Below are 26,720 nucleotides of genomic sequence, written 5' to 3' on the forward strand. Positions count from 1 at the left end.
GTTCGTATCCACTCAACTATAGAAGACCTGACGAATCGTGCAAAAAATAGCCAGGTCAGTTCGTCGGTTGCAGAAGCCATTCTCCGTACTGCCAACTCAAGTGATGAGTCGGGTTCAGCGCCTGAAGAAAGTGCGGGTCGTGGGAAACCGCAACGATCGCCCCTGGAAACGTCTGCAATGCTTGTTCGAATGCTTCTACAGAGGCCAGATCCAGATGATTGGTCGGCTCGTCGAGCAGCAGCAGTTGCGCTGGCGTTTTGCGCCATAACGCCACCGCCAGTGCGGCTTTCAGGCGTTCACCGCCGCTGAGTGAGGCGCTGGGGCGGGTGACTCGTCGGGCGTCCAGTTGCAGGTGCGCCAACTGACTGCGCAGTTCGCTTTCGCTCAATGGGCTATCCAGTGCCTGCAACTGTTCAACAACGCTGATGTGATCATCCAGCAGCGTCAGATGTTGGTCGAGGAACGCTATGGGCACATGGGTAATGCATTCTCCGCTGGCAGGTTTGAGTTCAGCGGCGAGCATCTTTAGCAAGGTCGATTTTCCGCAGCCATTCGGCCCGCTGACTGCGATGCGCACGGGGCCAGTGAGCGTGAGTGTGAGCGGGCTCGAATGAACCCACGGCAAACGTGCTTCGAGCAACGTAAAGACCTGGCGCGATGCAGGGATGACACTGCCGGGCAAATTCATCAGCACGACTTGCTCAGGCAGGACCTTGGCGTAAGCCTCGCGCACTTGGGCATCGAGTTCGGATTTACGTTTCTGCTGGTCATAACGCACGTTGCCCATGACTTCCCTGGCTGCGCCTTTCATGCTCGCTCGTTCGATTCTGGAAACGTTGGCCGTTTCGGCATTGCGCTTGGAGCGGGCGGCGTGGCGCTGGATGGTGTCGTGTTCGCGTTGCAAACGCTGCTGATCGCGCCGTCGCTCGGTTCTACTGTGATCGAGCATTGCCTGGGCGGCAGCCTGATGGATCTGCTGCTGCGCCTGATACACCGAGTAGTTGCCACCGAATACCGTCGCGCCCAACGGGGTCAACTCGACAATGCGCTGCATACGTTCAAGCAATTGCCGGTCGTGGCTGATGACGATCAACCCGCCGCGCCACTGTTCCAGTTGCTGGATGAGCCACTGGCGGCCTGAGGCGTCGAGATGGTTGGTCGGCTCATCCAGCAACAGCAAATGTTGCGGACTGAGCAACGCGCCGATCAATGCCAGTCGGGCTTGTTGGCCGCCGCTGAGATTGCTTGTCAGGTCGGTGGGTTTGACGTCGAGGAGTCCAGCGTCATCGAGGCGTTGGCGCAGACGCTCGGGCAAGTCCCAGCGATCGGCGATGATCTCGAAGTCTTCTGCCGCAACACTGCCATGTTGCAGGCGACTCAGCGCATTGAGAGCTGCGGTAGTTCCGGTGGCATCGGCCACAGTCTGTCCGGGTTCGGCGATAAAGGTTTGAGCCACGTAAGTCACCGAAACCGTGCGCGTGACACTGCCCGCAGAAGGCTCGAAATACCCGGCAATCAACCGCGCGAGGACACTTTTACCGACGCCGTTGCGCCCGACAATAGCCGTAGGAATGTGATCAAACTGCAAATTCAGTTGATTGAAAATCGTCTCGCCATTGGCGAACTGAAAACCCAATTGATTCAGGGAGACGAGTGCAGACGTACGCGAGACGTGAGTCATCGGCACCTCCAAAAAATGTCGTGAACACTGACAAGCGCTACTTGGCGCGTGTCGCGATTACATTTTTGAAGGCTTAGTTGTTCACTTCTGCGGTCGTCCTGAGAGAGGAAAGGTCGATAGCCTAAACGAGGTTTTGTGCTCGATCAAGGTGCGTCGATCATTCGTTCGAGAAACATCGCCAGCGCCACTTCTTCGGATCGCAGGCCCTTGCGCACTCGCGGGCGGGGCAGTTCCGCCAACGCGCCGAGCATGAAACGCTCGACCACGGCCGGGTGGATGTAGCACTTGCGGCAGACCGCCGGCGTGTTGCCCAACTGCTTGGCGACGCCTTTCACCATCTCGACTACGTGCCGTTTTGCCTCGGCTTCCGACTCCCATTGCAGTTCGCGCAATACCGCCAATGCCAGCGCGCTGCCGGCCCAGGTGCGGTAGTCCTTGGCGGTGAAGTCGGCGCCGGTCAGGGTTTGCAGGTAGGTGTTGACGTCGTGGGAGCTGACCGTATGGCGCTCGCCGTTTTCGTCCAGATACTGGAACAGATTCTGCCCCGGAATTTCCAGGCAGCGCTTGATGATCCGCGCCAGACGCCGATCCTTGACGGTGATCTGATGCTCGATGCCGCTCTTGCCGCGAAACTGAAACTGGATCGCACTGCCGTTGACCTCGACGTGGCGGCTGCGCAGGGTAGTCAGGCCGTAGGAACGATTGTCGCGGGCGTATTGCGTATTACCAACGCGGATCAATGTTGCATCCAGCAGGGTAATCACCGTGGCCATGACTTTGTCGCGGCTGAAGCCGGGTGCGCTCAGCAGGGTTTCAAGTTGTTTGCGCAGCTTGGGCAGGGCCAGACCAAACTCGCGCAAACGCGAGTATTTATCGGCATCACGCACTTCGCGCCAGCGTGGGTGATAACGGTATTGCTTGCGGCCACGAGCGTCGATGCCGGTGGCTTGCAGGTGACCACGCGGGTCGGCGCAGATCCACACATCGCTGTAGGCCGGTGGCACGGCAAGGGAGTTGATGCGCTGGATTTCGTCGGCATCGTTGATGCGCTGCCCGTCTGGATCGAAATAAGCGAATTTGCCGCGCAGTTTTTTGCGGCTGATGCCCGGTTGGGTGTCATCGACGTAATGCAGGTCGGGCGGCAGCACATCAAGTTGCGCGGTGTCTGGCATGGCGGTGTCCCTGGCGACGAAGCGGTCTGTTACTGCGATTGACCGCACGCCATGGCCGTCGTGCCAAAGGATTTATGCCAGTACCGCGACTGCCTTGATCTGCGCCCACAATTGCTGGCCTGCGTGCACGCCAAGTTGATCCCGGGAGAACCGTGTGATCCGAGCAACCAACGGGGTACCGCCCGCGTCGAGTCGAATCAGCACATGGGCGGCGTTGTCGGCAGCTTGCTCGCTGACCACTGTCACCGGCAGCCGATTGAGAATGCTGCTGAATTCACTGTTTTGCAGCGTCAGGCTGATATCCCGTGCCTGCACTTTGCAGCGCAATGCCTGACCGACCTTCATCGGTGCGTGAGTGACACGAATAGTCAGTCGCGTATCCGGCAATTGCAGGCTGAGCAGTTGATAGTCGGCGTCGTAGTCGCTGACCTGACCTTCGATGATCACGCCGGCGTCATCGCCCATGGCCATCGGCAAGTCCAGACGCGCGAGGGTTTCGCCAATCGGGCCGCTGGCGAGGGCCTTGCCGTCACTCAGCAGGACCAGATGATCGGCGAGACGCGCCACCTCATCCTGAGCATGGCTGACGTACAGCACCGGGATGTCCAGTTCGTCGTGCAGGCGTTGCAGGTAGGGCAGGATTTCGCTTTTGCGCTGGCTGTCGAGCGCGGCGAGGGGTTCGTCCATCAACAACAGTTTCGGGCTGGTCAACAGCGCCCGGGCAATGCCGATGCGCTGGCGTTCGCCGCCGGACAGATGCTGCGGATGACGCTCCAGCAAGTGGCCGATGCCCAGCAGTTCGGTGGCTTGCGCCATATCGACCCGACGTTGCGACTTGGCAATGCGCTTGAGGCCGAATTGCAGGTTGGCCAGCACCGACAGATGCGGAAACAGACTGGCTTCCTGGAACACGTAACCGAGCGCACGTTTGTGCGGCGGGACGAAGATGCCGTTGTCGCTGTCCTGCCAGATCTCGTCGTTGATCTGGACGAAACCCTGTTCCGCTCGCTCAAGACCGGCGATACAGCGCAAGCAGGTGGTTTTGCCTGAACCGGAGGCACCGAACAACGCGGTGACGCCACGACCCGGCAAGTGCAGGTCGACATCCAGGCTGAACGCCGAATAAGCGATTTTCAAACGCGCATCTATCATCAATCAGCTCCAGCCTGCGCGGGTCTTGCGGCTGGAGTACAGCGCCAGCAATACCACAAATGAAAACACCAGCATGGCGCCCGCCAGCCAATGGGCCTGAGCGTATTCCATTGCTTCGACGTGATCGTAGATTTGTACCGAGACCACTCGGGTCTTGTCGGGAATGTTGCCGCCGATCATCAGCACGACGCCGAATTCGCCGACGGTATGCGCGAAACCAAGGATCGCCGCGGTGATAAAACCGGGGCGCGCCAAAGGCAGTATCACGCTGAAAAAGGTATCCCATGGATTGGCGCGCAAGGTCGCCGCGACTTCCAGAGGACGGGTGCCAATCGCCGAGAACGCGTTCTGCAACGGTTGCACCACGAACGGCATGGAGTAGATCACTGAGCCGATGACCAGCCCGGTAAAGCTGAAGGTCAGCGTTCCGAGGCCCAGCCATTGGGTGAACTTCCCGAGAAAACCGTTGGGTCCCATCGTCAGCAACAGATAGAAACCGATAACGGTGGGCGGCAGCACCAGCGGTAGAGCAACGATGGCCCCGATCGGGCCGCGCAGCCAGGAGCTGGTGCGCGACAACCACAGGGCAATCGGAGTGCCGACGACCAGCAGGATTGCGGTGGTCAGGGACGCCAGTTTCAGGGTCAGCCAGATCGCCGCGAAGTCGGCACTCGTCAGCGACATTTAGAGCTGGTAGCCGTAAGACTTGATGATGGCAGCGGCTTTCGGACCTTTGAGGTACTCAACCAGTGCTTTGGCGGCAGCGTTGTCCTTGCCTTTGTTGAGGATCACCGCGTCTTGCTTGATTGGGTCATGCATGCTGGCAGGCACGATCCACGCCGAACCGCTGGTGACTTTGCCGTCCTTGTAGATCTGCGACAGGGCTACAAAACCCAGCTCGGCGTTGCCAGTGGAGACAAACTGGTACGCCTGGGTGATGTTCTGGCCTTCAACGATCTTGGCTTTGGTGGCTTCGGTCAGTTTCAGCTTTTCTAGCACCTGAGTGGCGGCCAGACCATATGGCGCAGCTTTCGGGTTGGCGATAGACAGATGCTGGTATTCGTTTTTCTTCAGCACGTCCCCCTTGGCATCGACGTAACCTTCTTTCGCCGACCACAGGGCCAAAGTGCCGATGGCGTAAGTGAAGCGCGAGCCTTTGACGGTGTCGCCTTCTTTTTCGAGTTTCTCAGGCGTGGTGTCGTCTGCCGAGAGGAACACTTCGAACGGTGCGCCATTCTTGATTTGGGTGTAGAACTGCCCGGTGGCGCCGTAGGCTGCGACCAGTTTGTGCCCGGTGTCTTTTTCGAAGTCGGCAGCGATGGCCTGGATAGGCGCGGTGAAGTTGGCTGCGACAGCGACCTGCACGTCATCGGCCTGAGCGGCGCCGATGGCGAATACCGCTAGCAGGGAGGCGAGGCAGGTTGGGGCAAAGCGTGAGGCACGAGTGGTCATGTAACAGCTCCGTTGTTGGCTAGTGCAGAGGGCAGTTATTGTTAGGGGTGGACTGCGCCGATGCGAGGGGTTAACGCTATATAGTGAAATATATAGCGAAATGCCGCTAAACGGAAAGCATTGGTGAAAACGTGGTGAGTCAAAAGATCGCACCCCTCAGCAGCTCGACCTGTAGGAGCTCACGAGTGAAACGAGGCAGCGATCTTTTGATCCTGTTTTACCAGCAGATCAAGCGTGTTTGGCAGCCAGTTTCCCCAACGCGCCTTCAGCCAATTGCCGAGTCAATTCAGCGCTGCTCAAGTCTTTGCCTAAAGTGAATGCCTGACCGGCCCAAAGGTTACTGAAGTCTGCTTCATCTTTGGCGCGCAACGGCATCAATGCTCCACCAGCCAACGGGAATGGCGGGGCACTAGACGACATCGGCCCCAGTTCGCGCATTACCCGATTGAGAATGCCGCGTGCCGGGCGTCCGGTAAAGATGTTGGTGATAGCGGTTTGACTTTCCTTGGCGGTTCGCAGGGCTTTGTAATGTGAGCCACTGACTTTCGCTTCAGGAGTGAACAGATACGCCGTACCTACCTGCACCGCCGAAGCTCCGAGCATAAACGCCGCCGCAACCCCGCGAGCATCGGCAATCGCCCCGGCGGCAATCACCGGAATCGTCACCGCGTCGACAATCTGCGGCACCAGCGCAAAGGTGCCGACCTGACTGCTGAGATCATCGCTGAGAAACATCCCGCGATGGCCTCCGGCTTCGTAGCCCATGGCGATGATCGCGTCGCAGCCGTTCTGCTCCAGCCACACCGCTTCATCGACGGTGGTTGCTGAGGAGAGGATTTTTGCACCGGTAGCCTTGACCCGATCCAGCAAGGATTTTTCCGGTAGACCGAAGTGGAAACTCACCACTTCAGGGCGAAATTCCTCCAGCACTTCACACGCGGCTGCATCGAAAGGAGCTCGGTTGGAAACTGGCGTCGATGCATCGAAATCGACGCCAAGCTCTCGGTAATACGGCTCCAGCAGATTCTTCCAGTCGCGTGCGCGCTGCTCATCGGCAGCAGGCGGCTGATGGCAGAAGAAATTGACGTTGAACGGTTTGTTCGTGTGTTGGCGGATGGTCTTCAATTCATCGCGCAGTTGCTCGATGCTCAGCATGGCTGCCGGCATTGAGCCGAGGCCGCCAGCGTTGCACACAGCGATCACCATCGACGAGTTGGTGGCCCCGGCCATCGGGCCCTGGATGATCGGCAACTCAATGCCGAGCAGATCAAGAATGCGGGTATCTGGCCATTGGCTCATGGGAATAACTCTCCGACGACAAAACAGGGCAGGGGCGCTGGCCCGGTTTTTTTAACAGCAAACCCGGATGCAAGGCCAGCCCTGTTTTTCCGTTTCAGCGTTCGCACGCGCTTAGCGGCGATGCAGTCCGCCACCGCCGCCCCCACCGAACGAATGATTCATGAACTGCGAAGAGTTGCTGAAATTGTTGGTCCGCTGATTGCCGAAGTTACGAGCAGCGGATTCGCGGTTGAGGTTCTGCAACTGGGCATTGTTGTTGACCGGCGCCGTTCGTGTTGCGCCACCCTGGACCATCGACTGCCAGCCGCTGTCGGTCTTCTTGTAGACGTTGCCGTCATGGCCGGCGTACACGTTGTCTCCGTAGTGCGCCGCGCCACCGTTGCGTCCGTGAATCCCGCCATATTGAGTGGTGTTGCCAGTGTTGGGGTTGTACACGGCACCGCGATTGGCCGTGACCTGAGTACCGTTGCGGGCATTGCCTGCGGTGACTCGCTCGCCGGCAATTGCTCCGCCATTGGGTCCTGCCACTACGCCGCTGCGTCCGGCCGCATAGTTGCCGTTGTAGACATTGTGCACCGCGCCACGCTGGCCGGCGGCCGCAACCCCGGTGCGCGAGTTATAGGAAGAACCTACCTGACCCGCCCAGCGATTGCCCGTCCAGGCGTTGTAACCCGCACCCGTGCGGCTGACAGTCGCTCGATCACCCCACTGGTGATAAATGTTGCCGGTAGTACCAGCCCATCCGCCTGGCCCCCAGGCAACCGCGCCGCCGTGATAGCCGTAAGCAGCGCCACCCCACGCCAATGGCGCCGGATACAAGTGCGGGCCCCAGGCATAACCCCAGCCGTAATTGCCCCACCACGGATAGGCGCCCCAGCCCCAACCCATGGCAGCGGTATTACCACCCCAACTCCAGCCGAAACCGAAACCGAAGGTCCAGCCGGTCCATGGCGTATAGCGGATGGCGACGCCGAAACCGTAAGTAACGGGCGGGCCGTACCAGACGCTACCGACCCACGGCGTGTACGGATAACCGGTGCCGTAAACCACCACGCCGGTGTTCGGGTCCAGCGTCGAGCCTTGATAACCGGGGGTATAACCGACCACTACGGTATCGCCGCTGGACTCATAGACTTTGACGTAGGTGAGGTAATGCATCGGCGAGCTTGGCGGAATCGAATAGATCACCGCCGGCACCGAACTGGCGACTGTCCACGGGCCATTCACCGTTGGCGCGGTGAACCAGATGCCGTTTTCCACCGCATACCAACTGTTGTTGTCGACACGGATGATCGGCGTGGCGCTGTTGATCACGTATTGCAGCGGTGTGTTGTTGATGGCTTTGAGTTGTGGCTCGCCGTCGAATTGCGGCGTGGTCATTTTTACTGCGCTTTTCTTGATCGCCGAGGTCTGCGGAATAGTGGCGGCAATTGCCGCTTCCTTGGCCTGAGGTGTTCCGGCGACCGAGGCTTTGACGTTCTCTTTCGGACTGTCGTCGGGGATGTTGGTAAAGTCGGCTGGCAGTTTGTCCGCCGGGGTAAACGTCCACGGGCCATTCATGTCTGCGGCGCGAAACCAGCGCCCTGAGATCAGCACGTAACTGTTCTGATCACCGATTTCCTTGAAAATGTGCCCGGTGGTGTTGCTGACATACAGCAACTGCGTGCCCTGAATCGGCAGCCACTGCGCGGCGCCGTCGGTAACGATCAGTTCGGTAGGCGTTGTCGCGATGAAAATCTTCGGCTGGGGTGGTTTGGCGAGACTTGGCACCTTGTCTTTCGGATCACTCTGTCCGGTCAGCAAGTCCACCTGACGACTCTGAATCGCGGCCTGCTTGGCTTTCTCCAGATCGGCGGGCGGTGGTGTTGCCAGGCGGGTGTACTCGCCATTGATCTGGTCGGCAACCATCCAGCCATCGAAGACATGCAGATAATGCTTGCCCTGCGCATCCTTGAGCAGCAACGGCCGGGTGTTAATCACTCGTTGCAGCGAGGTGCCATCGACCGCGCGATAGGCCGCGTCTCCATCGATGTAAACCAGCATGGCTGGCACATCGGAACTGATGATCGTCGGCGGTGTGTTTTCCAGCGCCGCACTGTCAGCCTTTTGCTCTGCCGAAAGGACGCCGACCGCCGCTTCCAGTTGATCGAGGGAAATGGTTTTCTTGCGCTTGTCGGCGTCTTTTTGCAGTGCCGCCAGCCAAGTGCCCGATTGACTGGCGTCGGCAGGGAAATCGGCCTTGATGATTTTGTATTGATCGAGTGCGACCCAGCGCGTGGCCTTGTCGACCAACGTATGGGCGCTGAACTGCACGATGCCGTAAGTCGACTTGCCATCGGCTCCCGTGGCTTCAACAGCAGCGCGGGCATTGAGCGTGTAGCCGTCCCAGCTATCGAGCTGCGGTTGATACACGGTCAATTTGGCATTGCCGCTGGTGATGACCTGCGGCCAGCTCGGTTCGGCGGGGGCTGTTTGCGCAGCAGCTGGCGCGGGTGCCGCCCAGGCATTGCTCAATGACAGCAGACAGAGCATCAGCATTACAAAAAACCAACGCGGGTAAGACATTGTCAGCTCCGTCGACAGGACTACTTTGGCAGAAATCGCAGGGTTAGCGAGGCCGTCGGAAAAGCATAGTCGCCCGCCACAGAAATTCCCGTCGGATTTGCGCATTGGCAGAAAGTCGGGTGGGGCAATGTGTTTCTTTGTGTTATTTCAAGCACACGAGCATTGGAATCCATTCATTGAGAGGCAGTCATGTTCAACGCCATCCTGATCAACAAAGACGACAACGGTTATCGCGCCGAACTGGAACAGATCAACGACGAGCAGTTACCGGAAGGCAACGTCACCGTGCAAGTCGCGTACAGCACGCTGAACTTCAAGGACGGTCTGGCGATTACCGGCAGCAGCCCGGTGGTGCGCAAGTTTCCGATGGTGCCGGGGATCGATCTGGCGGGTACGGTCGAAGTCAGCTCGCATCCCGACTATAAAGTCGGCGATCAGGTGCTGCTCAACGGCTGGGGCGTCGGCGAGGGTCATTGGGGTGGTCTGGCGCAGAAGGCGCGACTCAATGGCGACTGGCTGATTCCATTGCCTAAAGCTTTTACCGCTGCGCAAGCGATGGCCATCGGCACGGCTGGCTACACGGCGATGCTGTGCATCATGGCGCTTGAGCGCAACGGCGTTACGCCTGAGCAGGGTGAGGTGTTAGTTACTGGCGCGAATGGTGGGGTCGGCAGCTTTGCCATAGCCTTGCTGAGCAAGCTCGGTTATCGCGTGGTCGCATCCACGGGCCGGGTTTCCGAGCACGAATACTTGCAGCGTCTGGGCGCCAGCGAAATCATCGACCGTGCGACCCTGTCCGCACCGGGCAAACCGCTGGCCAAGGAACGCTGGGCGGCAGTAATCGACTCTGTCGGCAGCCACACACTGGCCAACGCCTGCGCCAGCACCCGCGCGGAAGGCACCGTTGCAGCATGTGGCCTAGCCCAGGGCATGGACTTTCCGGCGTCGGTCGCGCCATTCATTTTGCGTGGCGTGACGCTGGCCGGGATCAACAGCGTGACCCAGCCCAAGGCGCGTCGTGTGCAAGCCTGGGATCGTCTGGCGAAGGATCTGGATTTCGCCTTGCTGGACTTGATCAGTCAGGAAATCAGCCTCAGCGAAGCCATCGATGCCGCACCGAAACTGCTGGCCGGTCAATTGCGCGGCCGAGTTGTAGTGGACGTCAATCGCTGACGGGTTTAGATCGGCATCCATCAGGGCTGGGTTTCGCGTTGCAGTAACTCGCGTTTGCGCTCCACACCCCAGCGATAGCCGGAAAGATTGCCGTCGCTGCGCACCACTCGATGGCAAGGAATCGCCACTGCCAACCGGTTGGCTCCGCAGGCCTGCGCTACTGCGCGTACGGCTTTCGGGGCACCAATTCGCTGGGCAATGTCGGCGTAACTGGCGGTGCTTCCGGTTGGAATCTCGCGCAGTGCCTGCCATACCCGCTCCTGAAATGCGGTGCCTCTGACGTCGAGTGGCAGGTCAAGGCCTATGGCCGGCGCTTCGATGAATCCCACGACTTTCGCGATTAGCTGTTCAAAATCGTTATCAGCGCCAATCAGGTTTGCTCGCCGAAACTGATCCTGCAGATCACAGACCAATTGATGCGGATCGTCTCCCAGCAGGATCGCGCAGACCCCGCGTTCGCTTTGCGCCACCAGAATCGCCCCGAGCGAGCACTGGCCGACAGCGAAGCGAATGTCGTTGTTCTGTCCGGCGGCACGATAGTCGCCGGGCGTCATGCCGAGCAATTGATCCGCGGCTTCATAGAAGCGGCTGTTGGAGTTGAAACCAGCGTCGTATAGCGCAGCGGTTACCGAGCCGCCATTCGCGAGCCGTGCGCGTACTTTGCGCGAGCGATGGGCTGCGGCATAACCCTTGGGCGTCAGGCCGGTGGCAGCTTTGAACACGCGATGGAAGTGAAATGGGCTGAGACCTGCGGTCTCGGCGAGTTCATTGAGTGCGGGCAGGGTTTCGGCGGATTCGATTTGTCGGCAGGCTGTCGCGACAGTGGCGGCATGCTGCGCGGTTACTTCACTCTGGTCCTTGCTTGCGCGTTTGCTCGGGCGATAACCCGCAGCCTCGGCGTCTTCGGCAGTGGAGAAGAATTCGACGTTCTGCGGTTTCGGCAATCTCGAAAGACTGCTCGGACGGCAGTAAACGCCAGTTGTTTTGACCGCATACACAAATTGCCCGTCCGCCGTCGAGTCGCGTGCGACCACAGCGGTCCAGCGTGGGTCATCTTCAGTCTTGATGGTTTGCGAAAGCGTTTTCATGGCGGGTAATCCGTTGACCTGTTTGATTCAGGTTAACCAGCGGCAATTACTGCAACACTCCGGGCCTTGCGGTCAAACTTTTCGCGGTCAGCCAGCTATGCGAAACGTCAGATTGATCCGCTGTTCGGCCAAGCGTGGATGATGACCTTGTTTGATCGGCAAAACACCGTGATAGCGCAGACGATCGACTCCGCCCCAGACCACCATATCGCCGTGCAGCAACGGAATTCGCTGAGGCTTGTCACCACGGGCGAAACCACCGAACAGAAACATTGCGGGTAGGCCGAGCGAGAGGGAAACGATCGGTGCGGCGTAGGCTTTTTCGTCTTTATCCTGATGCAAAGACATCTTCGCACCTGGGATATAGCGATTGATCAGGCAGGAATCGGCGTTGAAGTCGGCAAAGCCTGCCTTCGAAGCAGCATTGCGCGCCAGTTCACTGAACACCTCCGGCATCTCCGGCCAGAGAAAGCCGCTGAGCGGATCTACCGTCGAGTAGCGATAGCCGCTGCGATCGGTGATCCAGCCCAATGCCCCACAACTGCTGGTGCCCACGGACATGCTGAAACCACCGGGAGTCACCATGTGGCGCAGTGGTGCTGCGAGGAGAATCGCTTCCAGCGCCGTCAGAATTTGATCGACGCAGGGCAGGGCGAAGCCTCGGAGCACCCACGATTGCTCGCCGATCTGATCAGCTCGGGGCTGTTGTTCGGCTTCGGTATCGGCAAACAGATCGAAGGTCGTCGGGTGCATGGCGCGCTCGCCAGTGTTTACAGCGCCTTGCTGACGCTGATGTCGGTGATGACATCGTCGCCCTGGTCGTGCATTGCATCAAGCACGGCTTTGGCTTCTTCGGCGGTGCCGTTTTCCAGTTGTGCGAACTCGAAGCGGCGTTCACCGTTGAGTTTGTATTTGATGACGTATTTGGTCGTTTGGGCCACGGTCATGCTTACCTGTCTGCGTTGGCGGGGCGGCTCAGCTGAGTTTGGTGCTGGAGCGGCGAATGATCTTGATCGAGTGCGTCAGAGTCGGCTTGCGCGTGACGCTGATGGCCTTGCGGTTCACGGTGTCGATCGTGATGTTCCAGAAACCGGTGCTCGGCGCGGTAATACGGGCCGGGAAAGTGTCGAAGGCACCGCCGTGATAGGTGTGACGGCCGCCGTTCTTGAACGAGCGGAAGTTGGCGTCGTTCATCAGACGGATGTTGCAGGTTTGCGAGCATTGGATGACGACGATGTCGTCTTCGTTGAGGTGCTCGCGCTGGTGAATATATTTCATGGGCGCCTCCAGAAGGGCTTTTTCTACAAAATCAAAACGATAGCATGGGCGATTGGCGCAGTTTATCAGCCCGCACGGGTTATTATCCCGCCGTCGGGCGTCGCTTTGACAATTAAAAACAGTTATTCGCGATTCGATGCGGGTTAAATGGACCGGACCTTGGAGAAAAACAGCATTTATGCTGTCGGAGGGTCTTTATTGGAGGATTTGTATGAAGTGGGGAGTGGTGTGTCTGCCGTTGATATTGGCGATGGGTGGTTGCGCGAACGTTTCCGAGATCAACGAAACGTTGCCGACCATGAGCGTGATTTCCGGCAAGAAGCCCCATGAATATGCTCAATGTTTGTCCGAGAAGCTGGCTGATAGCCGCGGCGCGCTGCAAATGCAGCCGCACAAGGACGGCGTTCGGGTAATCGTTCCGGGCAAGTTTTCGTCTGGCCCGGCGGCGGTGTTTGATATCGAAGATCGCTCCGGCGGCAGCAGTATCAAGCTGCATGAGCGGATGTCCAACGTGCCATTGCGCCCTTGGGATGTTCGTAATGCTGCCACCGCGTGCATTTCTGGCTGATAAACTGTCAGCAGTCAGCATCGATGCCGTCAAAGCCCTGCTTTGACGGCATTTTCATTTCTGGAGACGCGATGAAGCGAGAGCAAGTGCGGGAGCGGCACGCAGAGGGCCTTATTTCTGCCACCCATGTGATTCAAAACCCGGCGAATCCGGGTGAATGGATCGTGTTTTTCAAGAAGAGCGCCGGGCGCAGCTACTTCCTGGTGGACGACAACGACGAAGTCGAGTCTTTCAATCGGCTCGATGACCTGATCGAAGTGGTGCGCGGGCTCGGGATCAAATTCGCCGAAATCCACATGTAAGGCCTATTTGCAGACCACCACCACACTGCGGGTTTTGTAGTTCCCTACGTCAACGCCCAGGGTCTTGTCGCTTTCCTTGGGGGCAGGCGTGCCGTCGGTGCCGACGATGCGATAACCGGTGCCCGCGCAGGACGCATCAGCCTTTTCATAGCAGGCAGCCCAGGAATTGGCCTCGCCCGAGCAATCAATGGTGAGGCCTTGTTCGCCGTTGTGCAGGTAAGTGGGTTGTGAGGTGGCGCAGCCGCTCAGGGCCAATACTGCGATCAGTGGCAATAATCTGTTCATGTTTATGTCGTCTTCAGCGAGGGGGCTAGACGCTCTGACAGCGCCGCCATGAAAAGGTTATAGCGATTGGCCATTCATTTGTGTATCGACACAAAAAAGCCCTGCGCTCGGGCAGGGCTTGGGGCGGTTCGCAGCAGATCAGTCGTCCTGATCTTTGCCACGGCGCTTCGCCGATGCTGGAGTGTCGGTGAACACCGAGGCAACATCAGTCGCCATTTGCTCGCTGTCGAAAGGCCCGGCGATGTGTTCGCCATTGGTAGTGGTCAGCGTCCACTTGCCGTCTTTCTTGTCGATCACGTACCCGTTGATGATTTTTACCGCGGCCATCTATCTGTCTCGTTCGCTGGTTCAAAGGCGCCATGATACCGGCAAATGCTCGCATTGGGGGATGATCAGCGTATGGTTATCCAGTTTGCCGGCGTCTTTGAGCTAAGCTGATTTCGCTGCCTGAGGTCGCCAACGGAACTATCGGCAAGAATATTTCTCTATGATGGCATCGGTTAGCCAGTGCGGGGCATTGTAAGGTGCACGCCGCCTGATTAGACTGCGCCGAAACTCGTACACACAGCCCTTTCAAGGACTTATATGATCAAGAAATGCTTGTTCCCAGCAGCCGGTTACGGTACTCGCTTCCTGCCAGCGACTAAAGCCATGCCCAAAGAAATGCTGCCGGTGGTAAACAAGCCACTGATCCAGTACGGCGTTGAAGAAGCTCTGGACGCTGGCCTGACTGAAATCTCGATCGTGACCGGTCGTGGCAAGCGCGCTCTGGAAGACCACTTCGATATCAGCTACGAGCTGGAAAACCAGATCAAAGGCACCGACAAAGAGAAATATCTGGTCGGTATCCGCAAACTGCTCGACGAGTGTTCGTTCTCCTACACCCGTCAGACCGAAATGAAAGGTCTGGGCCACGCGATCCTGACCGGCCGTCCACTGATCGGTGACGAACCGTTCGCCGTGGTACTGGCGGACGACCTCTGCGTAAACCTCGAAGGCGACGGCGTTCTGACCCAGATGGTCAAGCTGTACAAGCAGTTCCGCTGCTCGATCATCGCCATTCAAGAAGTCGACCCTGAGGAAACCAGCAAGTACGGCGTAATTGCCGGCGAGATGATCCGCGACGACATCTACCGTGTTCACAGCATGGTTGAAAAACCAAAACCAGAAGATGCACCGTCGAACCTGGCGATCATCGGCCGTTACATCCTGACCCCGGACATCTTCGACCTGATCGAACAGACCGAGCCAGGCAAGGGCGGCGAAATCCAGATCACCGACGCCCTGATGAAGCAAGCCCAGAACGGCTGCGTAATGGCCTACAAGTTCAAAGGCAAGCGTTTCGACTGCGGTGGCGCTGAAGGCTACATCGAAGCAACCAACTTCTGCTTCGAGAACTTCTACAAGACTGGCAAGGCTTACTAAGAGCGCTTGATTCGTCTGTACAAAAAGCCACCTTCGGGTGGCTTTTTTGTTTTCTGCCCCCATAACGCTGGCAACGCTTGCCCGACTGATACCAGCAGGTATGCTGATCGCCTGCCGAGGAGATAGAAATGGCCTACGATTTTGACCTTTATGTGATTGGTGCCGGTTCCGGTGGTGTGCGTGCTGCGCGTTTTGCTGCCGGGTTTGGTGCGAAAGTGGCCGTGGCCGAGAGTCGTTATCTGGGCGGTACCTGCGTCAACGTTGGTTGCGTCCCGAAAAAACTGCTGGTGTACGGCGCGCATTTTGCCGAAGACTTTGAGCAGGCCTCAGGGTTCGGCTGGAGTCTGGGTGAAGCCAATTTCGATTGGGCAACCCTGATTGCCAACAAAGATCGCGAGATCAATCGCCTCAACGGGATTTATCGTAATCTGCTGGTCAATAGCGGCGTGACCTTGCATGAAGCACACGCGAAGATCACTGGTCCACACGAGGTTGAGGTGAATGGCGAGCGCTTCACCGCCAGGAATATTCTGATCGCCACCGGTGGCTGGCCGCAGATTCCGGAAATTCCGGGGCACGAACATGCGATCAGCTCGAATCAGGCGTTCTTCCTTAAAGAGCTGCCAAAACGCGTATTGGTCGTTGGCGGCGGTTACATCGCGGTCGAATTCGCCGGGATTTTCCACGGCTTGGGCGCCAACACCACCTTGCTGTATCGCGGTGATCTGTTCCTGCGCGGTTTCGACGGTGCGGTGCGCAAACACTTGCACGAAGAGCTGACCAAGCGCGGCATGGACCTTCAGTTCAACGCAGACATCGCACGCATCGACAAACAGGCCGACGGTTCGCTCAAGGCTACCCTCAAGGATGGTCGCGTACTTGAAGCAGATTGCGTGTTCTACGCCACGGGTCGTCGTCCGATGCTCGACAACCTCGGGTTGGAAAATACCGATGTGCAGTTGGACGACAAGGGTTTCATCAAGGTCGACGAGCAATATCAGACCACCGAGCCATCGATTCTGGCGCTGGGCGATGTCATCGGCCGTGTGCAACTGACACCTGTGGCACTGGCTGAAGGCATGGCGGTGGCGCGGCGTCTGTTCAAACCGGAGCAATATCGTCCGGTGGATTACAAGATGATCCCGACGGCGGTGTTCAGTCTGCCGAACATCGGCACTGTCGGTCTGACCGAGGAAGAAGCTCGGGAGCAGGGGCATGATGTGGTGATCTTCGAAAGCCGTTTCCGGCCAATGAAGCTGACCCTGACTGAATGTCAGGAGCGCACGTTGATGAAGCTGGTAGTCGACGGCAAGACTGACAAGGTGCTCGGCTGCCACATGGTGGGTCCGGATGCCGGAGAGATCGTGCAGGGTCTGGCGATTGCCTTGAAGGCGGGCGCGACCAAGCGTGACTTCGACGACACAATCGGGGTGCACCCGACGGCCGCCGAAGAGTTTGTCACCATGCGTACGCCGGTCGGCGCTTAAGCATCTTTCGATTTGGCTTTGTCTGGCGCCGCCGCAACGGTGGCCGCCAGACGCAAGCTGTCTTCCAGGCTCGCCTGAGCTTTGCTCAATTCCTTTTCCAGTGACTGATTGAGCTGCGATTGCTCGTCGGCGTTCTGTTTGAACGTCTGGCTTTCCAGCAGCGCCACACGCAAGCGTTCCTGGAGGAGGGTGCGTTCGCTGTCGACGCGGCTGGTTTGTTCCAGCAATTGATCCTGACGCTGATTGCTGTGCTTGAGTTGATCCTGCAACAGGCTCAGCTCACGAAGCGTGCCGCGATTTTCAGTCAGCAGGCGTTCGTTATCGCGGTGCAACTGAGTAATCTCATCCTGGCGCACCAGCGAGCTTTGTTGCGCCTGACGCAACTCCATCTGCAATTGCTGCACTTGCCCTTCGTGGCGGCTCTGTTCCTGCTCGCGCTGTTCTTTGGTCGCGTTGCGGTAATGCTCCAGCGCGTCGCGGGCATGCAGGTGCTTCTCTTCCAGTGAGCGGATCTGCTCGTCCTTGTCCTGTAAGCGTAATTCGAAATCGGCCAGCGCCTGATTCAGACCGGCGTTGCGGGTTTGTTCGGTCTGTAGCATCGAGCGGGTGTTTTGCAGGGCTTCGGATTCGCGCTCCAGTGCTGCGCCACGAATGTCGTGTTCCTGTTCGAGCTTTTCCAGTGTCAGGCGGGTCTGCTTCAGCTGGGTTTCGAGCGCGTCACGCTGTTCCTCAAACTGCTCGCGAGCTTGTTCGATTGGCTCTTGCGCCTGCTCTTTCAGGCGATGCGCAAGGCGTGAAACCAGCGCCATCAGCTCATCATCAATAGGCTCGACGCTGGCTTCAACCGAAGTGCTGCCGTCATCCAGCTCCTTCAAATAACGATGGATCGTGGTTTTCGAGCCGGTGTTGCCCATTTCAATGCGTACTGCATCGATGCTTGGGTGTTCGCCGCGAGCCAGAATCGCTGTGCGCGCGATCTGCACCAGTGCTTTGGTAATGCCGCCACGGGCCATGTGAACTCCTACAATTACGTACTGTGGTACATGCCACTAAAGTACGCAGTGTACCATGCTAAAAATAAGTTTAAATGAATGATTTATATAGTGCGGGATATACTGGTATTACCCAATGTCATGCGCCAAAATGCGCTTTTCAACCCAGTAATCAGTACAGCTGCGAGAAATCTGCCCATGAGCGATCTGGATCGCTATCTGCAAGCCGCCACCCGTGACAACACTCGCCGCAGCTATCGCGCGGCGGTCGAACACTTCGAAGTGACTTGGGGAGGATTTCTGCCGGCGACGGCCGACAGCGTTGCGCGTTATCTGGTGGCGCACGCGGGTGTGCTGTCGATCAATACGCTGAAGCTGCGTTTGTCGGCGCTCGCTCAGTGGCATAACAGCCAGGGCTTTGCCGATCCGACCAAGGCGCCGGTGGTGCGCAAAGCGTTCAAGGGCATTCGTGCGCTGCATCCGGCACAGGAGAAACAGGCCGAGCCGTTGCAGTTGCAGGATCTGGAGCGCGTGGTTGATTGGCTCGAGCAGGAAGCCCTGACGGCCAAACAGCAACAGGATCGCCCGTCATTGCTCCGGGCATATCGCGACCGGGCGCTGATCCTGCTCGGTTTCTGGCGTGGCTTTCGCAGTGATGAGTTGTGTCGCCTACAGATCGAGCATGTGCAGGCGCACGCTGGCGGGGGGATCACTCTGTATTTGCCGCGCAGCAAGGGCGACCGCGAAAACCTCGGGCAGACTTATCAAACCCCGGCGCTCCTGCGGTTGTGCCCGGTGCAGGCTTACATCGAATGGATCACCGAAGCCGCGCTGGTACGCGGGCCGGTGTTTCGCGGTATCGACCGCTGGGGCAATTTGAGCGAAGAGGAGCTGCACGCCAACAGCGTGATTCCTTTATTGCGCCAGGCTCTGGAGCGAGCGGGCATCGCCGCCGGACGCTACACCAGTCATTCCCTGCGTCGCGGCTTCGCCACTTGGGCCCATCAAAGCGGTTGGGATCTGAAGTCGCTGATGAGTTACGTCGGCTGGAAGGATATGAAGTCGGCAATGCGCTATGTTGAAGCCAGCCCCTTTCAAGGGATGGCTCGGATTACGGATAAACCGGCTTCGCCCTAGATATCGTTTTCTTCTATTAATACAGTCAGCTAATAGCGAAAACAAATCAGCAGCATCAGGTTTGCCAATGAGCCATCCGTCGAGTGAGTGGGTAGGATTCACCCCATCAACTTCATAACCCCTGACGGAGAGTCATCGATGCCTATCATCAACAGCCAAGTAAAACCGTTCAAAGCTACCGCGTTCAAAAACGGCGACTTCGTTCAAGTATCGGACGCTGACCTGAAAGGCAAGTGGTCGGTAGTGTTCTTCTACCCAGCCGACTTCACCTTCGTTTGCCCAACCGAGCTGGAAGACCTGGCTGACAACTACGCTGCTTTCCAGAAGCTCGGCGTAGAGATCTACAGCGTTTCCACCGACACCCACTTTGCTCACGCTGCCTGGCACAACACTTCGCCAGCCATCGGCAAAATCCAGTACACCATGATTGGCGACCCGACTCAGGTGATCTCCCGCAACTTCGACGTGCTGATCGAAGAAGCTGGCCTGGCTGACCGTGGCACCTTCGTGATCAACCCTGAAGGCCAGATCAAAATCGTTGAACTGAACGATGGCGGCGTTGGCCGTGACGCTTCCGAGCTGCTGCGCAAGATCAAGGCTGCTCAGTACGTTGCTGCTCACCCAGGCGAAGTTTGCCCAGCCAAGTGGAAAGAAGGCGAGGCCACTCTGGCTCCGTCTCTGGACCTGGTCGGCAAGATCTAAGTCTGTGACACGCTACTCAGGGCGGAACTCCGCACCTACTCAGTAAGCTGCACCGCCCTCAAGAAAAGCCCGGGCGAGATTCGCTCGGGCTTTTTTTCGCCTCAAATAAACAAAGGAAATCGCCCGTATGTTGGACGCCAATCTTAAAGCCCAGTTGAAATCGTACCTGGAACGGGTCACCCAGCCGATCGAGATCGTTGCGTCTCTCGACGACGGTGCGAAATCCCGTGAAATGCTTGAACTGCTGAAAGACGTTGCCAGTCTTTCGAGCCAAATTACTCTGATCGACAGCGGTGACGATGCACGCAAGCCATCGTTCTCGATCAACCGCCCGGGCGCTGACATCAGTCTGCGTTTCGCCGGTATCCCCATGGGTCACGAGTTCACTTCGCTGGTGCTGGCCCTGCTGCAAGTCGGCGGCCACCCATCGAAAGCCAGTGCTGAAGTGATTGAGCAGATTCGCTCGCTCAAAGGCGAGTTCACCTTCGAGACTTACTTCTCGCTGTCCTGCCAGAACTGCCCGGACGTGGTTCAGGCGCTGAACCTGATGGCCGTGTTGAACCCGAACATCCGCCACGTCGCCATCGATGGCGCGTTGTTCCAGGACGAAGTCAACGATCGCAAGATCATGGCCGTGCCGAGCATCTACTTGAATGGCGAGAACTTCGGTCAGGGCCGCATGGGCCTGGAAGAAATCCTCGCCAAACTCGACACTGGCGCCATCGAGCGTCAGGCCGATAAAATCAGCGCCAAAGCGGCTTTCGACGTATTGGTCGTCGGCGGCGGCCCGGCCGGTGCTTCCGCAGCGATTTACGCTGCCCGTAAAGGCATTCGTACTGGCGTTGCTGCGGAGCGTTTCGGCGGTCAAGTGCTGGATACCATGGCCATCGAGAACTTCATTTCCGTACAGGAAACCGAAGGCCCGAAACTGGCGACTGCACTGGAAGAACACGTCAAGCAATACGACGTGGACATCATGAACCTGCAACGCGCCGACAAGCTGATTCCGGGCAAAAACGGCGAGCTGCATGAAGTCCATTTCGCCAGCGGCGCGACCTTGAAGGCTAGAAGCGTGATTCTGGCGACCGGTGCGCGGTGGCGTGAAATGAACGTGCCGGGCGAGCAGGATTACCGTAACAAAGGCGTGGCGTACTGCCCGCACTGCGACGGCCCGTTGTTCAAAGGCAAGCGTGTGGCGGTGATTGGCGGCGGTAACTCCGGCGTCGAAGCGGCCATCGACTTGGCGGGTATCGTGGCTCACGTGACCTTGCTGGAGTTTGACGTTCAACTGCGCGCCGATGCAGTATTGCAGCGCAAATTGCACAGCTTGCCGAACGTCACCGTGATCACCAGTGCGCAAACCACTGAAGTGACTGGCGACGGGCAGAAGGTCAACGGTCTGCGTTACAAGGATCGCAACACTGACGAACTGCGTACTGTCGAGCTGGAAGGGATTTTCGTGCAGATCGGTCTGCTGCCTAACACCGATTGGCTCAAAGGCACCATTGAGCTGTCACCGCGTGGAGAGATCATTGTCGATAACCGTGGCGAAACATCGATCCCCGGCATCTTCGCCGCAGGTGACGTGACCACCGTGCCGTACAAGCAGATTGTGATTGCAGTGGGCGAGGGCGCCAAGGCTTCGCTGAGTGCATTCGATCACCTGATCCGCACTTCGGCCCCGGCATAAGCGTCAGGCCTGAAACGAAAAAACCCATGAGCGATCATGGGTTTTTTTGTGCCTGCACCGAACAACTGTGGGAGCGAGCTTGCTCGCGAAAGCAACATTACAGTCAACACTGATGTTGTCTGCCGCGACGCCTTCGCGAGCGAGCTCGCTCCCACATTGGTTTGTGCTGTCAGTTACAGCGGTGTTGGCTGAATAATCTCAACCCAATAGTTATCCGGGTCTTTGATAAACGCCAGGCTCTTCATGCGGCCATCGCTCAAGCGCTTCTGGAAGTCGCAGCCCAGCTCTTCGAAGCGTGCACACGCGGCAACGATATCCGGCACCGAGATGCAGATGTGGCCAAAACCACGCGGATCAGTATTGCCGTTGTGGTAGGCGAAATCGGCGTCGTTTTCGGTGCCGTGGTTGTGGGTCAGTTCCAGAATGCCGGGAATCGACTTCATCCATTCAGTGCGGGCAGCGGCGTCGGCCGGGATCTGTGCCTTGTCGACCAGCGCCAGAAAGTACAGGCTGAACTCGGCTTCCGCGAAGTCGCGCTTTTCAACCAGCGAGAAACCCAGAACGCGGGTGTAGAAATCCAGCGACTTGGTGATGTCCTTCACACGCAGCATGGTGTGGTTGAATACGAAGTTGCGGGTTGCGCTGTCCGGGGTGGCGGTAACGCCAGGAAAAGTGTTCAGTTCGTGCAGGCTCATAGGCCCTCCGTAACAATGGGGCGAGTGAATGGACGCAATGATACGCATGCCTGCCGGCATCGCCAAACCGAATACGCGGCTTGCCCTGAGCGCGGACGGGCCTCAGACTTTGCGGATCAATCTGCGAGTGCTTCCGGTAATGATCCGACCGTTCAAATGGCTTTTGGTTTTTGTCAGCTTGTCTCTGATATCGGGTCCGCTGTTGGCGGATGAGCCGATAATCACTTGGCCTGTCGGGTGGGAAGTCGAGACAGTGCCCGCTGCGACGCCTCAGGTTTCCCGGCAACGCGCGGTGAAAAACGACGCGGATGGCAATCAAGTCATGGTGATGGAGTTGACGATGACTCAGGTGGAAAGTGGCCATCAAGTCAACTTGCAGGGAGTCTTGCTGGAAATGCGCAAGTCGATCCAGAAGGACTTTTTCCAGGGCGGTTATCAGAGTGTCTGTAACCGAGTGCATCCGGCGACGCTGGGTTCCTTGTCGGCACTGGAAACCACTTGCACGATCACTGAAAACGGCCGGCATGTGTTGTCGCAAACATTGGTCGCAGCCGTTGACGCCGATAAGGCTTACGTACTTTCTTACGCGGGTCAGGCAGAGGTTTATAAGGCCAGCGAAGGCGAAATAGTGGCGGCGAGAAACAGTCTGAAACTTTAATCATCTGTTCTGTGCCGCAGCGAGTGTTAGATACGCGAACGGATTAAGCACAAAGTTTAATTCCGGCTCCGTTGGCAACATCGTGGCGCAAAATGTTTAGCGCTATGAGCAAGGTACATCACAACTTTCTCGGCGAAATTCGTTGTTTTTGTTAAATAATGTCAATAAAAAAGCCCCGCATGATGCGGGGCTTTTGGTGTTGGCGAGAGATTAACCGCGCAACCAGGAGTCAACGGTGGCTGCACCGTATTGTTCCTTCCAGGCTTTCAGCCCGCGATGATTGCCACCCTTGGTTTCAATCAATTCGCCGGTGTGCGGGTTGTGGTAAACCTTGACCACACGAGCACGACGGGTTTTAGGCGCTGCGGATGTCTGCAGGGCGGATTTGGCCGGGTTCGGATCGAGGATGGCGATGATGTCTTTCAGGCCTTTGCCGTAGTGTTTCATCAACCCTTGAAGCTTTTCTTCGAATTCGATTTCTTTCTTGAGCCCGGCATCGTTCTTCAGCGATTCCAGCTGCTTGAGCTGTTCCTGAAGGGCTTTTTCAGCTGCACGAAATTCAGCGAGTCTGGACAATATCTTTACTCCAATAGTGTGTTTGGCTGATACCAACCGCAAACAAAGCTATAAGCCAAGAGCCTTGAAGCGACTCGGTGATAATGGCTCACCTGCGAATCTAGCGTCAGGCATGAAAAATTGTAGTAGTTAATGGTGCAAGAGTAAATCCTGAGTTTTTCTTCATGTAACGAAAGCATACTTTTGTATCAAATTGGTGCGCCCGGTCGGCGCACCTGTCTAGAGATCTCTTAGTTAATGGTGCTTTAATGCGTTAATGAAATCTGCTGCCGGCATTGGTTTGCCGAACAGGTAGCCTTGCAGAAAGTTGACGTGATGGTGGGCGGTCAAATAATCGGACTGCGCCTGGGTTTCCACGCCTTCGGCGACAATCCCAAGATCAAGCTTGGCCGACAGTTCGATGATGCTGTCCAGAATATGCCGCGATAACGCGTCGATACCGATCATGGCAACAAAACTCTGATCAATCTTCAGGAAGTCGACATTGAATTTGCGCAGGTAAGCGAGGCTGGAGTGACCGGTCCCAAAGTCATCGATGGCGATTCTTACGCCCAGCGCATGCAATTGGTCGAACAATTGCCGGGTGATGTCGCTCGGCTCGATCAGTTCGCGTTCAGTCAACTCCAGCACCAGGTCGATGCTGCCGGGTGCGAAAGCTGCAAGGAACTCGCGACAGTCCCCCACCAGTTCAAGATCCTGACAATGGTTTGCCGTGATGTTGATACCGATATGGAATGGCGCGGGCAGAGTCGAGGAGATCGGCCCAAGCAGGGCGGCAGTCTGTCGCATCAAGGCGCGGGTCATCGGTACGATCAGGCCAGAATGCTCGGCGAACGGTATGAATAGATCCGGGCGTACCAGACCCTCCTTGGGATGGTTCCAGCGCATCAAAACTTCGGCGCCCGACCATAATTTGCTGTCGCCGTGTACCACCGGCTGAAAGTACGGAATGAATTCGCCTGCCTCCAGCGCCCGCTGCATCTCGTGGCTCGGTGAAGTAGAGCGCTTCTGCACCATGTGGCCGATAGCGCCTGACACCACGCCAAAAAACATCAACAGGCTGAAAAGCGGCGGATATTCAACGAGCATGTAACGCCAGGTTTCGCCCTCGGGGAAACCTGCGGACACACTGAAGGCATAGCGCGAAGAATTCAGCGTGCTTTGTGCCACCGGCAGCTCTGGCGGAGCACCTTCATGCACTTTGCCATCGGCAGCCAACCAATCGTCGCCGACCTGCAGCAACAAAAGCGTATGCCGGCCGATCAGCCGCAGAATGTTACTCAAGTGGTAGCCATCCAGCGTGGTCAGTGCGCCACCCCGACCTTCGCTCAGCCGAAACACCAGCAGCGCAGTGTTGGGTGTCACCGGGTTGCCGTTCATCAGCCACAATTTTCCCTGTGCGTAATCGCCCGGGTTGACCGCTTCCTGGTAATCCCCGAACAACGAACTGCAATAGAGGTTGTTGTCCCAGACCAGATTGGTCGAACGCACGAAAGGTCGGCGCGTGACCTGCTCGCGCAAGGCCAGTTGCACCTCTTTGCACGGTTTGCCAGCCAATGGCAGCAATTCCTGGGCTGCGTGAGCGGTGTTGTCGAGCATCAATTCGAATTGGCGCAAGGCTTCGTCGGCGGTGTTCTGGCTGCTCTGCTGCAAAGAGCGTCCAGCTTGCATATAGAGGATCGCGGTACCCAGTAAAAAGGGAAGCAGGCCGCAAGTCAGCGTCACGAGCATTCGGATGCTGCGATTGCGGCGGGGTCTTACAGTCAGGGGCATGGGCGCATCCTGTTGCGAAAAATGAGGCTCTCGAATGCAGGCCGGGCGAGGGCGCGGCAACTCAAGGAAGATCAATCAAGTGGATGATAGATGGCCGATGTCGCTTGCGCCGCTCGTCGTCGATTGTTTCATGCTGCCGGTCGAAGGATCTCAGAGGAACAACAAACCCCTTGCACGTACGCCAGAAAAGCGGATTTTATAGAGAGGGCAGACAACCACTATTACGCTGTGTAGAATCGGTTTACGCATACAATAATAATCGTCTTCTGGCAGCAGAAGCCTCGCCCGCAAGAGCCTTGGGTCGACAATGAAGATATTCGGGTTTCAACTGATCTACGGTGACTTCCTCGCCCGCAGTGTGCGTGGCATCTCCTGCGCGCCTCCCGCCGACCTCAGCATTACTGACAAATAACCCTGGTTAATTGATAAGAATGATGAGGCGTCACCATGACAGATTTATACGAAAACCCAATGGGCCTGATGGGCTTTGAGTTCATCGAGTTCGCATCGCCGACTCCTGGCACGCTGGAGCCGATCTTCGAGATCATGGGCTTCACCAAAGTCGCGACCCACCGCTCCAAGAACGTGCACCTGTACCGTCAGGGCGCGATCAATCTGATCCTCAACAACGAACCGAACAGCGTTGCCTCGTACTTCGCGGCCGAACACGGCCCATCGGTGTGCGGTATGGCGTTCCGCGTCAAGGATTCGCAAAAGGCCTACAGTCGCGCATTGGAACTCGGCGCTCAGCCGATCCACATCGAAACCGGTCCGATGGAACTGAACCTGCCGGCGATCAAAGGCATTGGCGGCGCGCCGCTGTACCTGATCGACCGTTTCGGCGAAGGCAGCTCGATCTATGACATCGACTTCGTGTTCATCGAAGGTGTTGACCGCAATCCGGTCGGTGCCGGTCTGAAGATCATCGACCACCTGACCCACAACGTGTATCGCGGCCGCATGGCTTACTGGGCGAACTTCTACGAGAAGCTGTTCAACTTCCGTGAAATCCGCTACTTCGACATCAAGGGCGAATACACCGGCCTGACTTCGAAAGCCATGACCGCGCCGGACGGCATGATCCGCATCCCGCTCAACGAAGAGTCGTCGAAGGGCGCCGGACAGATCGAAGAGTTCCTGATGCAGTTCAACGGTGAAGGCATCCAGCACGTGGCGTTCCTCAGCGATAACCTGATTGACACCTGGGATCGCCTGAAGAAAATCGGCATGCGCTTCATGACTGCACCGCCAGAGACATACTACGAAATGCTTGAAGGTCGCCTGCCAAACCACGGCGAGCCCGTTGATCAACTGCAATCGCGCGGTATCTTGCTGGACGGTTCGTCCGAGTCGGGCGACAAGCGTCTGCTGCTGCAGATCTTCTCGGAAACCCTGATGGGGCCGGTGTTCTTCGAGTTCATCCAGCGTAAAGGCGATGATGGCTTCGGCGAGGGCAACTTCAAGGCACTGTTCGAGTCGATCGAGCGTGACCAGGTACGTCGTGGCGTACTGACTGCCGACTAATCTGCTACTCCGATGAAACTTGTGGGAGCTAGCCTGCTAGCGATAG

At 57.5% G+C, this 26,720-nt stretch carries 27 protein-coding genes; 10 read left to right on the top strand and 17 right to left on the bottom strand.

Features of this window, described 5'->3' with window-relative positions:
- Window positions 1–55: 55 nt before the first annotated feature.
- The 7 genes from ACTWLJ_RS20755 to ACTWLJ_RS20785 form a co-directional block, all read right to left on the bottom strand.
- A complete protein-coding gene (locus ACTWLJ_RS20755; RefSeq protein ID WP_445178251.1) occupies window positions 56–1,681 on the bottom strand; it encodes an ATP-binding cassette domain-containing protein in 1,626 nt (541 codons plus the stop codon).
- 143 nt (window positions 1,682–1,824) lie between these two features.
- Entirely contained in the window at window positions 1,825–2,853 is a 1,029-nt protein-coding gene (locus ACTWLJ_RS20760; RefSeq protein ID WP_445178252.1) for a DNA topoisomerase IB, read from the bottom strand.
- A 72-nt stretch (window positions 2,854–2,925) separates the two neighbouring features.
- The gene (gene modC, locus ACTWLJ_RS20765; protein WP_445178253.1) at window positions 2,926–4,005 is read right to left on the bottom strand and encodes a molybdenum ABC transporter ATP-binding protein; all 1,080 of its coding nucleotides are present in this window, start codon (window positions 4,003–4,005) and stop codon (window positions 2,926–2,928) included.
- A gap of 3 nt (window positions 4,006–4,008) precedes the next feature.
- Entirely contained in the window at window positions 4,009–4,689 is a 681-nt protein-coding gene (gene modB / locus ACTWLJ_RS20770; protein WP_401209577.1) for a molybdate ABC transporter permease subunit, read from the bottom strand.
- Entirely contained in the window at window positions 4,690–5,457 is a 768-nt protein-coding gene (modA, locus tag ACTWLJ_RS20775) for a molybdate ABC transporter substrate-binding protein (RefSeq protein WP_401209580.1), read from the bottom strand. It lies immediately after the preceding gene.
- A 228-nt stretch (window positions 5,458–5,685) separates the two neighbouring features.
- Window positions 5,686–6,756 carry an NAD(P)H-dependent flavin oxidoreductase gene (locus ACTWLJ_RS20780; protein WP_445178254.1) on the bottom strand — a complete coding sequence of 357 codons (1,071 nt, stop codon included), beginning with the start codon at window positions 6,754–6,756 and terminating at the stop codon, window positions 5,686–5,688.
- A 111-nt stretch (window positions 6,757–6,867) separates the two neighbouring features.
- A complete protein-coding gene (locus tag ACTWLJ_RS20785; protein ID WP_445178255.1) occupies window positions 6,868–9,321 on the bottom strand; it encodes an autotransporter in 2,454 nt (817 codons plus the stop codon).
- 189 nt (window positions 9,322–9,510) lie between these two features.
- Between ACTWLJ_RS20785 and acuI the strand changes: the two genes are divergently transcribed.
- Entirely contained in the window at window positions 9,511–10,494 is a 984-nt protein-coding gene (acuI, locus tag ACTWLJ_RS20790) for an acrylyl-CoA reductase (NADPH) (protein ID WP_445178256.1), read from the top strand.
- A gap of 20 nt (window positions 10,495–10,514) precedes the next feature.
- On the opposite strand, the gene ada is transcribed toward acuI, so the two are convergent.
- The 4 genes from ada to ACTWLJ_RS20810 form a co-directional block, all read right to left on the bottom strand.
- Window positions 10,515–11,582: a bifunctional DNA-binding transcriptional regulator/O6-methylguanine-DNA methyltransferase Ada gene (ada, locus tag ACTWLJ_RS20795; protein WP_445178257.1), complete on the bottom strand. Its 1,068-nt coding sequence runs from the start codon at window positions 11,580–11,582 to the stop codon at window positions 10,515–10,517.
- Window positions 11,583–11,669: 87 nt separating this feature from the next.
- Window positions 11,670–12,335, bottom strand: a complete 666-nt coding sequence (gene alkB, locus ACTWLJ_RS20800; protein WP_445178258.1) for a DNA oxidative demethylase AlkB — start codon at window positions 12,333–12,335, stop codon at window positions 11,670–11,672.
- Between the two features lie 17 nt (window positions 12,336–12,352).
- The gene (locus ACTWLJ_RS20805; RefSeq protein WP_445178259.1) at window positions 12,353–12,529 is read right to left on the bottom strand and encodes a hypothetical protein; all 177 of its coding nucleotides are present in this window, start codon (window positions 12,527–12,529) and stop codon (window positions 12,353–12,355) included.
- Between the two features lie 28 nt (window positions 12,530–12,557).
- On the bottom strand, window positions 12,558–12,860 hold the full coding sequence (locus ACTWLJ_RS20810; RefSeq protein ID WP_401209599.1) for a DUF1883 domain-containing protein: 303 nt from the start codon (window positions 12,858–12,860) through the stop codon (window positions 12,558–12,560).
- 211 nt (window positions 12,861–13,071) lie between these two features.
- On the opposite strand from ACTWLJ_RS20810, the gene ACTWLJ_RS20815 reads away from it, so the two are divergent.
- Together ACTWLJ_RS20815 and ACTWLJ_RS20820 are read left to right on the top strand one after the other, a co-directional pair.
- The gene (locus ACTWLJ_RS20815; protein WP_401209602.1) at window positions 13,072–13,428 is read left to right on the top strand and encodes a hypothetical protein; all 357 of its coding nucleotides are present in this window, start codon (window positions 13,072–13,074) and stop codon (window positions 13,426–13,428) included.
- Between the two features lie 71 nt (window positions 13,429–13,499).
- A complete protein-coding gene (locus tag ACTWLJ_RS20820) occupies window positions 13,500–13,730 on the top strand; it encodes a hypothetical protein (protein ID WP_445178260.1) in 231 nt (76 codons plus the stop codon).
- Window positions 13,731–13,733: 3 nt separating this feature from the next.
- On the opposite strand, the gene ACTWLJ_RS20825 is transcribed toward ACTWLJ_RS20820, so the two are convergent.
- Both ACTWLJ_RS20825 and ACTWLJ_RS20830 read right to left on the bottom strand, forming a co-directional pair.
- On the bottom strand, window positions 13,734–14,015 hold the full coding sequence (locus ACTWLJ_RS20825) for a hypothetical protein (protein WP_401209607.1): 282 nt from the start codon (window positions 14,013–14,015) through the stop codon (window positions 13,734–13,736).
- A gap of 138 nt (window positions 14,016–14,153) precedes the next feature.
- The gene (locus tag ACTWLJ_RS20830; protein ID WP_401209609.1) at window positions 14,154–14,342 is read right to left on the bottom strand and encodes a hypothetical protein; all 189 of its coding nucleotides are present in this window, start codon (window positions 14,340–14,342) and stop codon (window positions 14,154–14,156) included.
- 258 nt (window positions 14,343–14,600) lie between these two features.
- Here ACTWLJ_RS20830 and galU point away from each other — a divergent pair, with 258 nt between their 5' ends.
- Window positions 14,601–15,440, top strand: coding sequence for a UTP--glucose-1-phosphate uridylyltransferase GalU (galU, locus tag ACTWLJ_RS20835; protein WP_401209611.1), 840 nt, complete (start codon window positions 14,601–14,603; stop codon window positions 15,438–15,440).
- Window positions 15,441–15,568: 128 nt separating this feature from the next.
- A complete protein-coding gene (gene gorA, locus ACTWLJ_RS20840; RefSeq protein WP_445178261.1) occupies window positions 15,569–16,927 on the top strand; it encodes a glutathione-disulfide reductase in 1,359 nt (452 codons plus the stop codon).
- Here gorA and ACTWLJ_RS20845 read toward each other — a convergent pair.
- Window positions 16,924–17,940, bottom strand: a complete 1,017-nt coding sequence (locus tag ACTWLJ_RS20845) for a DNA-binding protein (protein WP_445178262.1) — start codon at window positions 17,938–17,940, stop codon at window positions 16,924–16,926. The two genes, gorA and ACTWLJ_RS20845, sit on opposite strands and share 4 nt — an antisense overlap.
- Window positions 17,941–18,117: 177 nt before the next feature.
- On the opposite strand from ACTWLJ_RS20845, the gene ACTWLJ_RS20850 reads away from it, so the two are divergent.
- The 3 genes from ACTWLJ_RS20850 (at window position 18,118) to ahpF (ending at window position 21,448) form a co-directional block, all read left to right on the top strand.
- Window positions 18,118–19,056, top strand: a complete 939-nt coding sequence (locus ACTWLJ_RS20850; RefSeq protein ID WP_401209619.1) for a site-specific integrase — start codon at window positions 18,118–18,120, stop codon at window positions 19,054–19,056.
- Window positions 19,057–19,194: 138 nt separating this feature from the next.
- A complete protein-coding gene (ahpC, locus tag ACTWLJ_RS20855) occupies window positions 19,195–19,758 on the top strand; it encodes an alkyl hydroperoxide reductase subunit C (RefSeq protein ID WP_007958941.1) in 564 nt (187 codons plus the stop codon).
- A gap of 127 nt (window positions 19,759–19,885) precedes the next feature.
- Entirely contained in the window at window positions 19,886–21,448 is a 1,563-nt protein-coding gene (gene ahpF / locus ACTWLJ_RS20860; RefSeq protein ID WP_445178263.1) for an alkyl hydroperoxide reductase subunit F, read from the top strand.
- 173 nt (window positions 21,449–21,621) lie between these two features.
- Here ahpF and gloA read toward each other — a convergent pair whose 3' ends face one another.
- Window positions 21,622–22,143, bottom strand: a complete 522-nt coding sequence (gene gloA, locus ACTWLJ_RS20865; protein ID WP_445178264.1) for a lactoylglutathione lyase — start codon at window positions 22,141–22,143, stop codon at window positions 21,622–21,624.
- A gap of 139 nt (window positions 22,144–22,282) precedes the next feature.
- On the opposite strand from gloA, the gene ACTWLJ_RS20870 reads away from it, so the two are divergent.
- Window positions 22,283–22,801, top strand: a complete 519-nt coding sequence (locus ACTWLJ_RS20870; RefSeq protein WP_445181391.1) for a DUF4946 domain-containing protein — start codon at window positions 22,283–22,285, stop codon at window positions 22,799–22,801.
- Between the two features lie 210 nt (window positions 22,802–23,011).
- On the opposite strand, the gene ACTWLJ_RS20875 is transcribed toward ACTWLJ_RS20870, so the two are convergent.
- Both ACTWLJ_RS20875 and ACTWLJ_RS20880 read right to left on the bottom strand, forming a co-directional pair.
- Window positions 23,012–23,377: a histone-like nucleoid-structuring protein, MvaT/MvaU family gene (locus tag ACTWLJ_RS20875; RefSeq protein ID WP_401209627.1), complete on the bottom strand. Its 366-nt coding sequence runs from the start codon at window positions 23,375–23,377 to the stop codon at window positions 23,012–23,014.
- 234 nt (window positions 23,378–23,611) lie between these two features.
- Window positions 23,612–25,150 (bottom strand): EAL domain-containing protein, encoded by a 1,539-nt coding sequence (locus ACTWLJ_RS20880; protein ID WP_445178265.1) that lies wholly within the window; start codon window positions 25,148–25,150, stop codon window positions 23,612–23,614.
- Window positions 25,151–25,597: 447 nt separating this feature from the next.
- Here ACTWLJ_RS20880 and hppD point away from each other — a divergent pair, with 447 nt between their 5' ends.
- Window positions 25,598–26,674: a 4-hydroxyphenylpyruvate dioxygenase gene (gene hppD / locus ACTWLJ_RS20885; protein WP_445178266.1), complete on the top strand. Its 1,077-nt coding sequence runs from the start codon at window positions 25,598–25,600 to the stop codon at window positions 26,672–26,674.
- Window positions 26,675–26,720: the final 46 nt, after the last annotated feature.

This window comes from Pseudomonas sp. McL0111 (assembly GCF_052567255.1).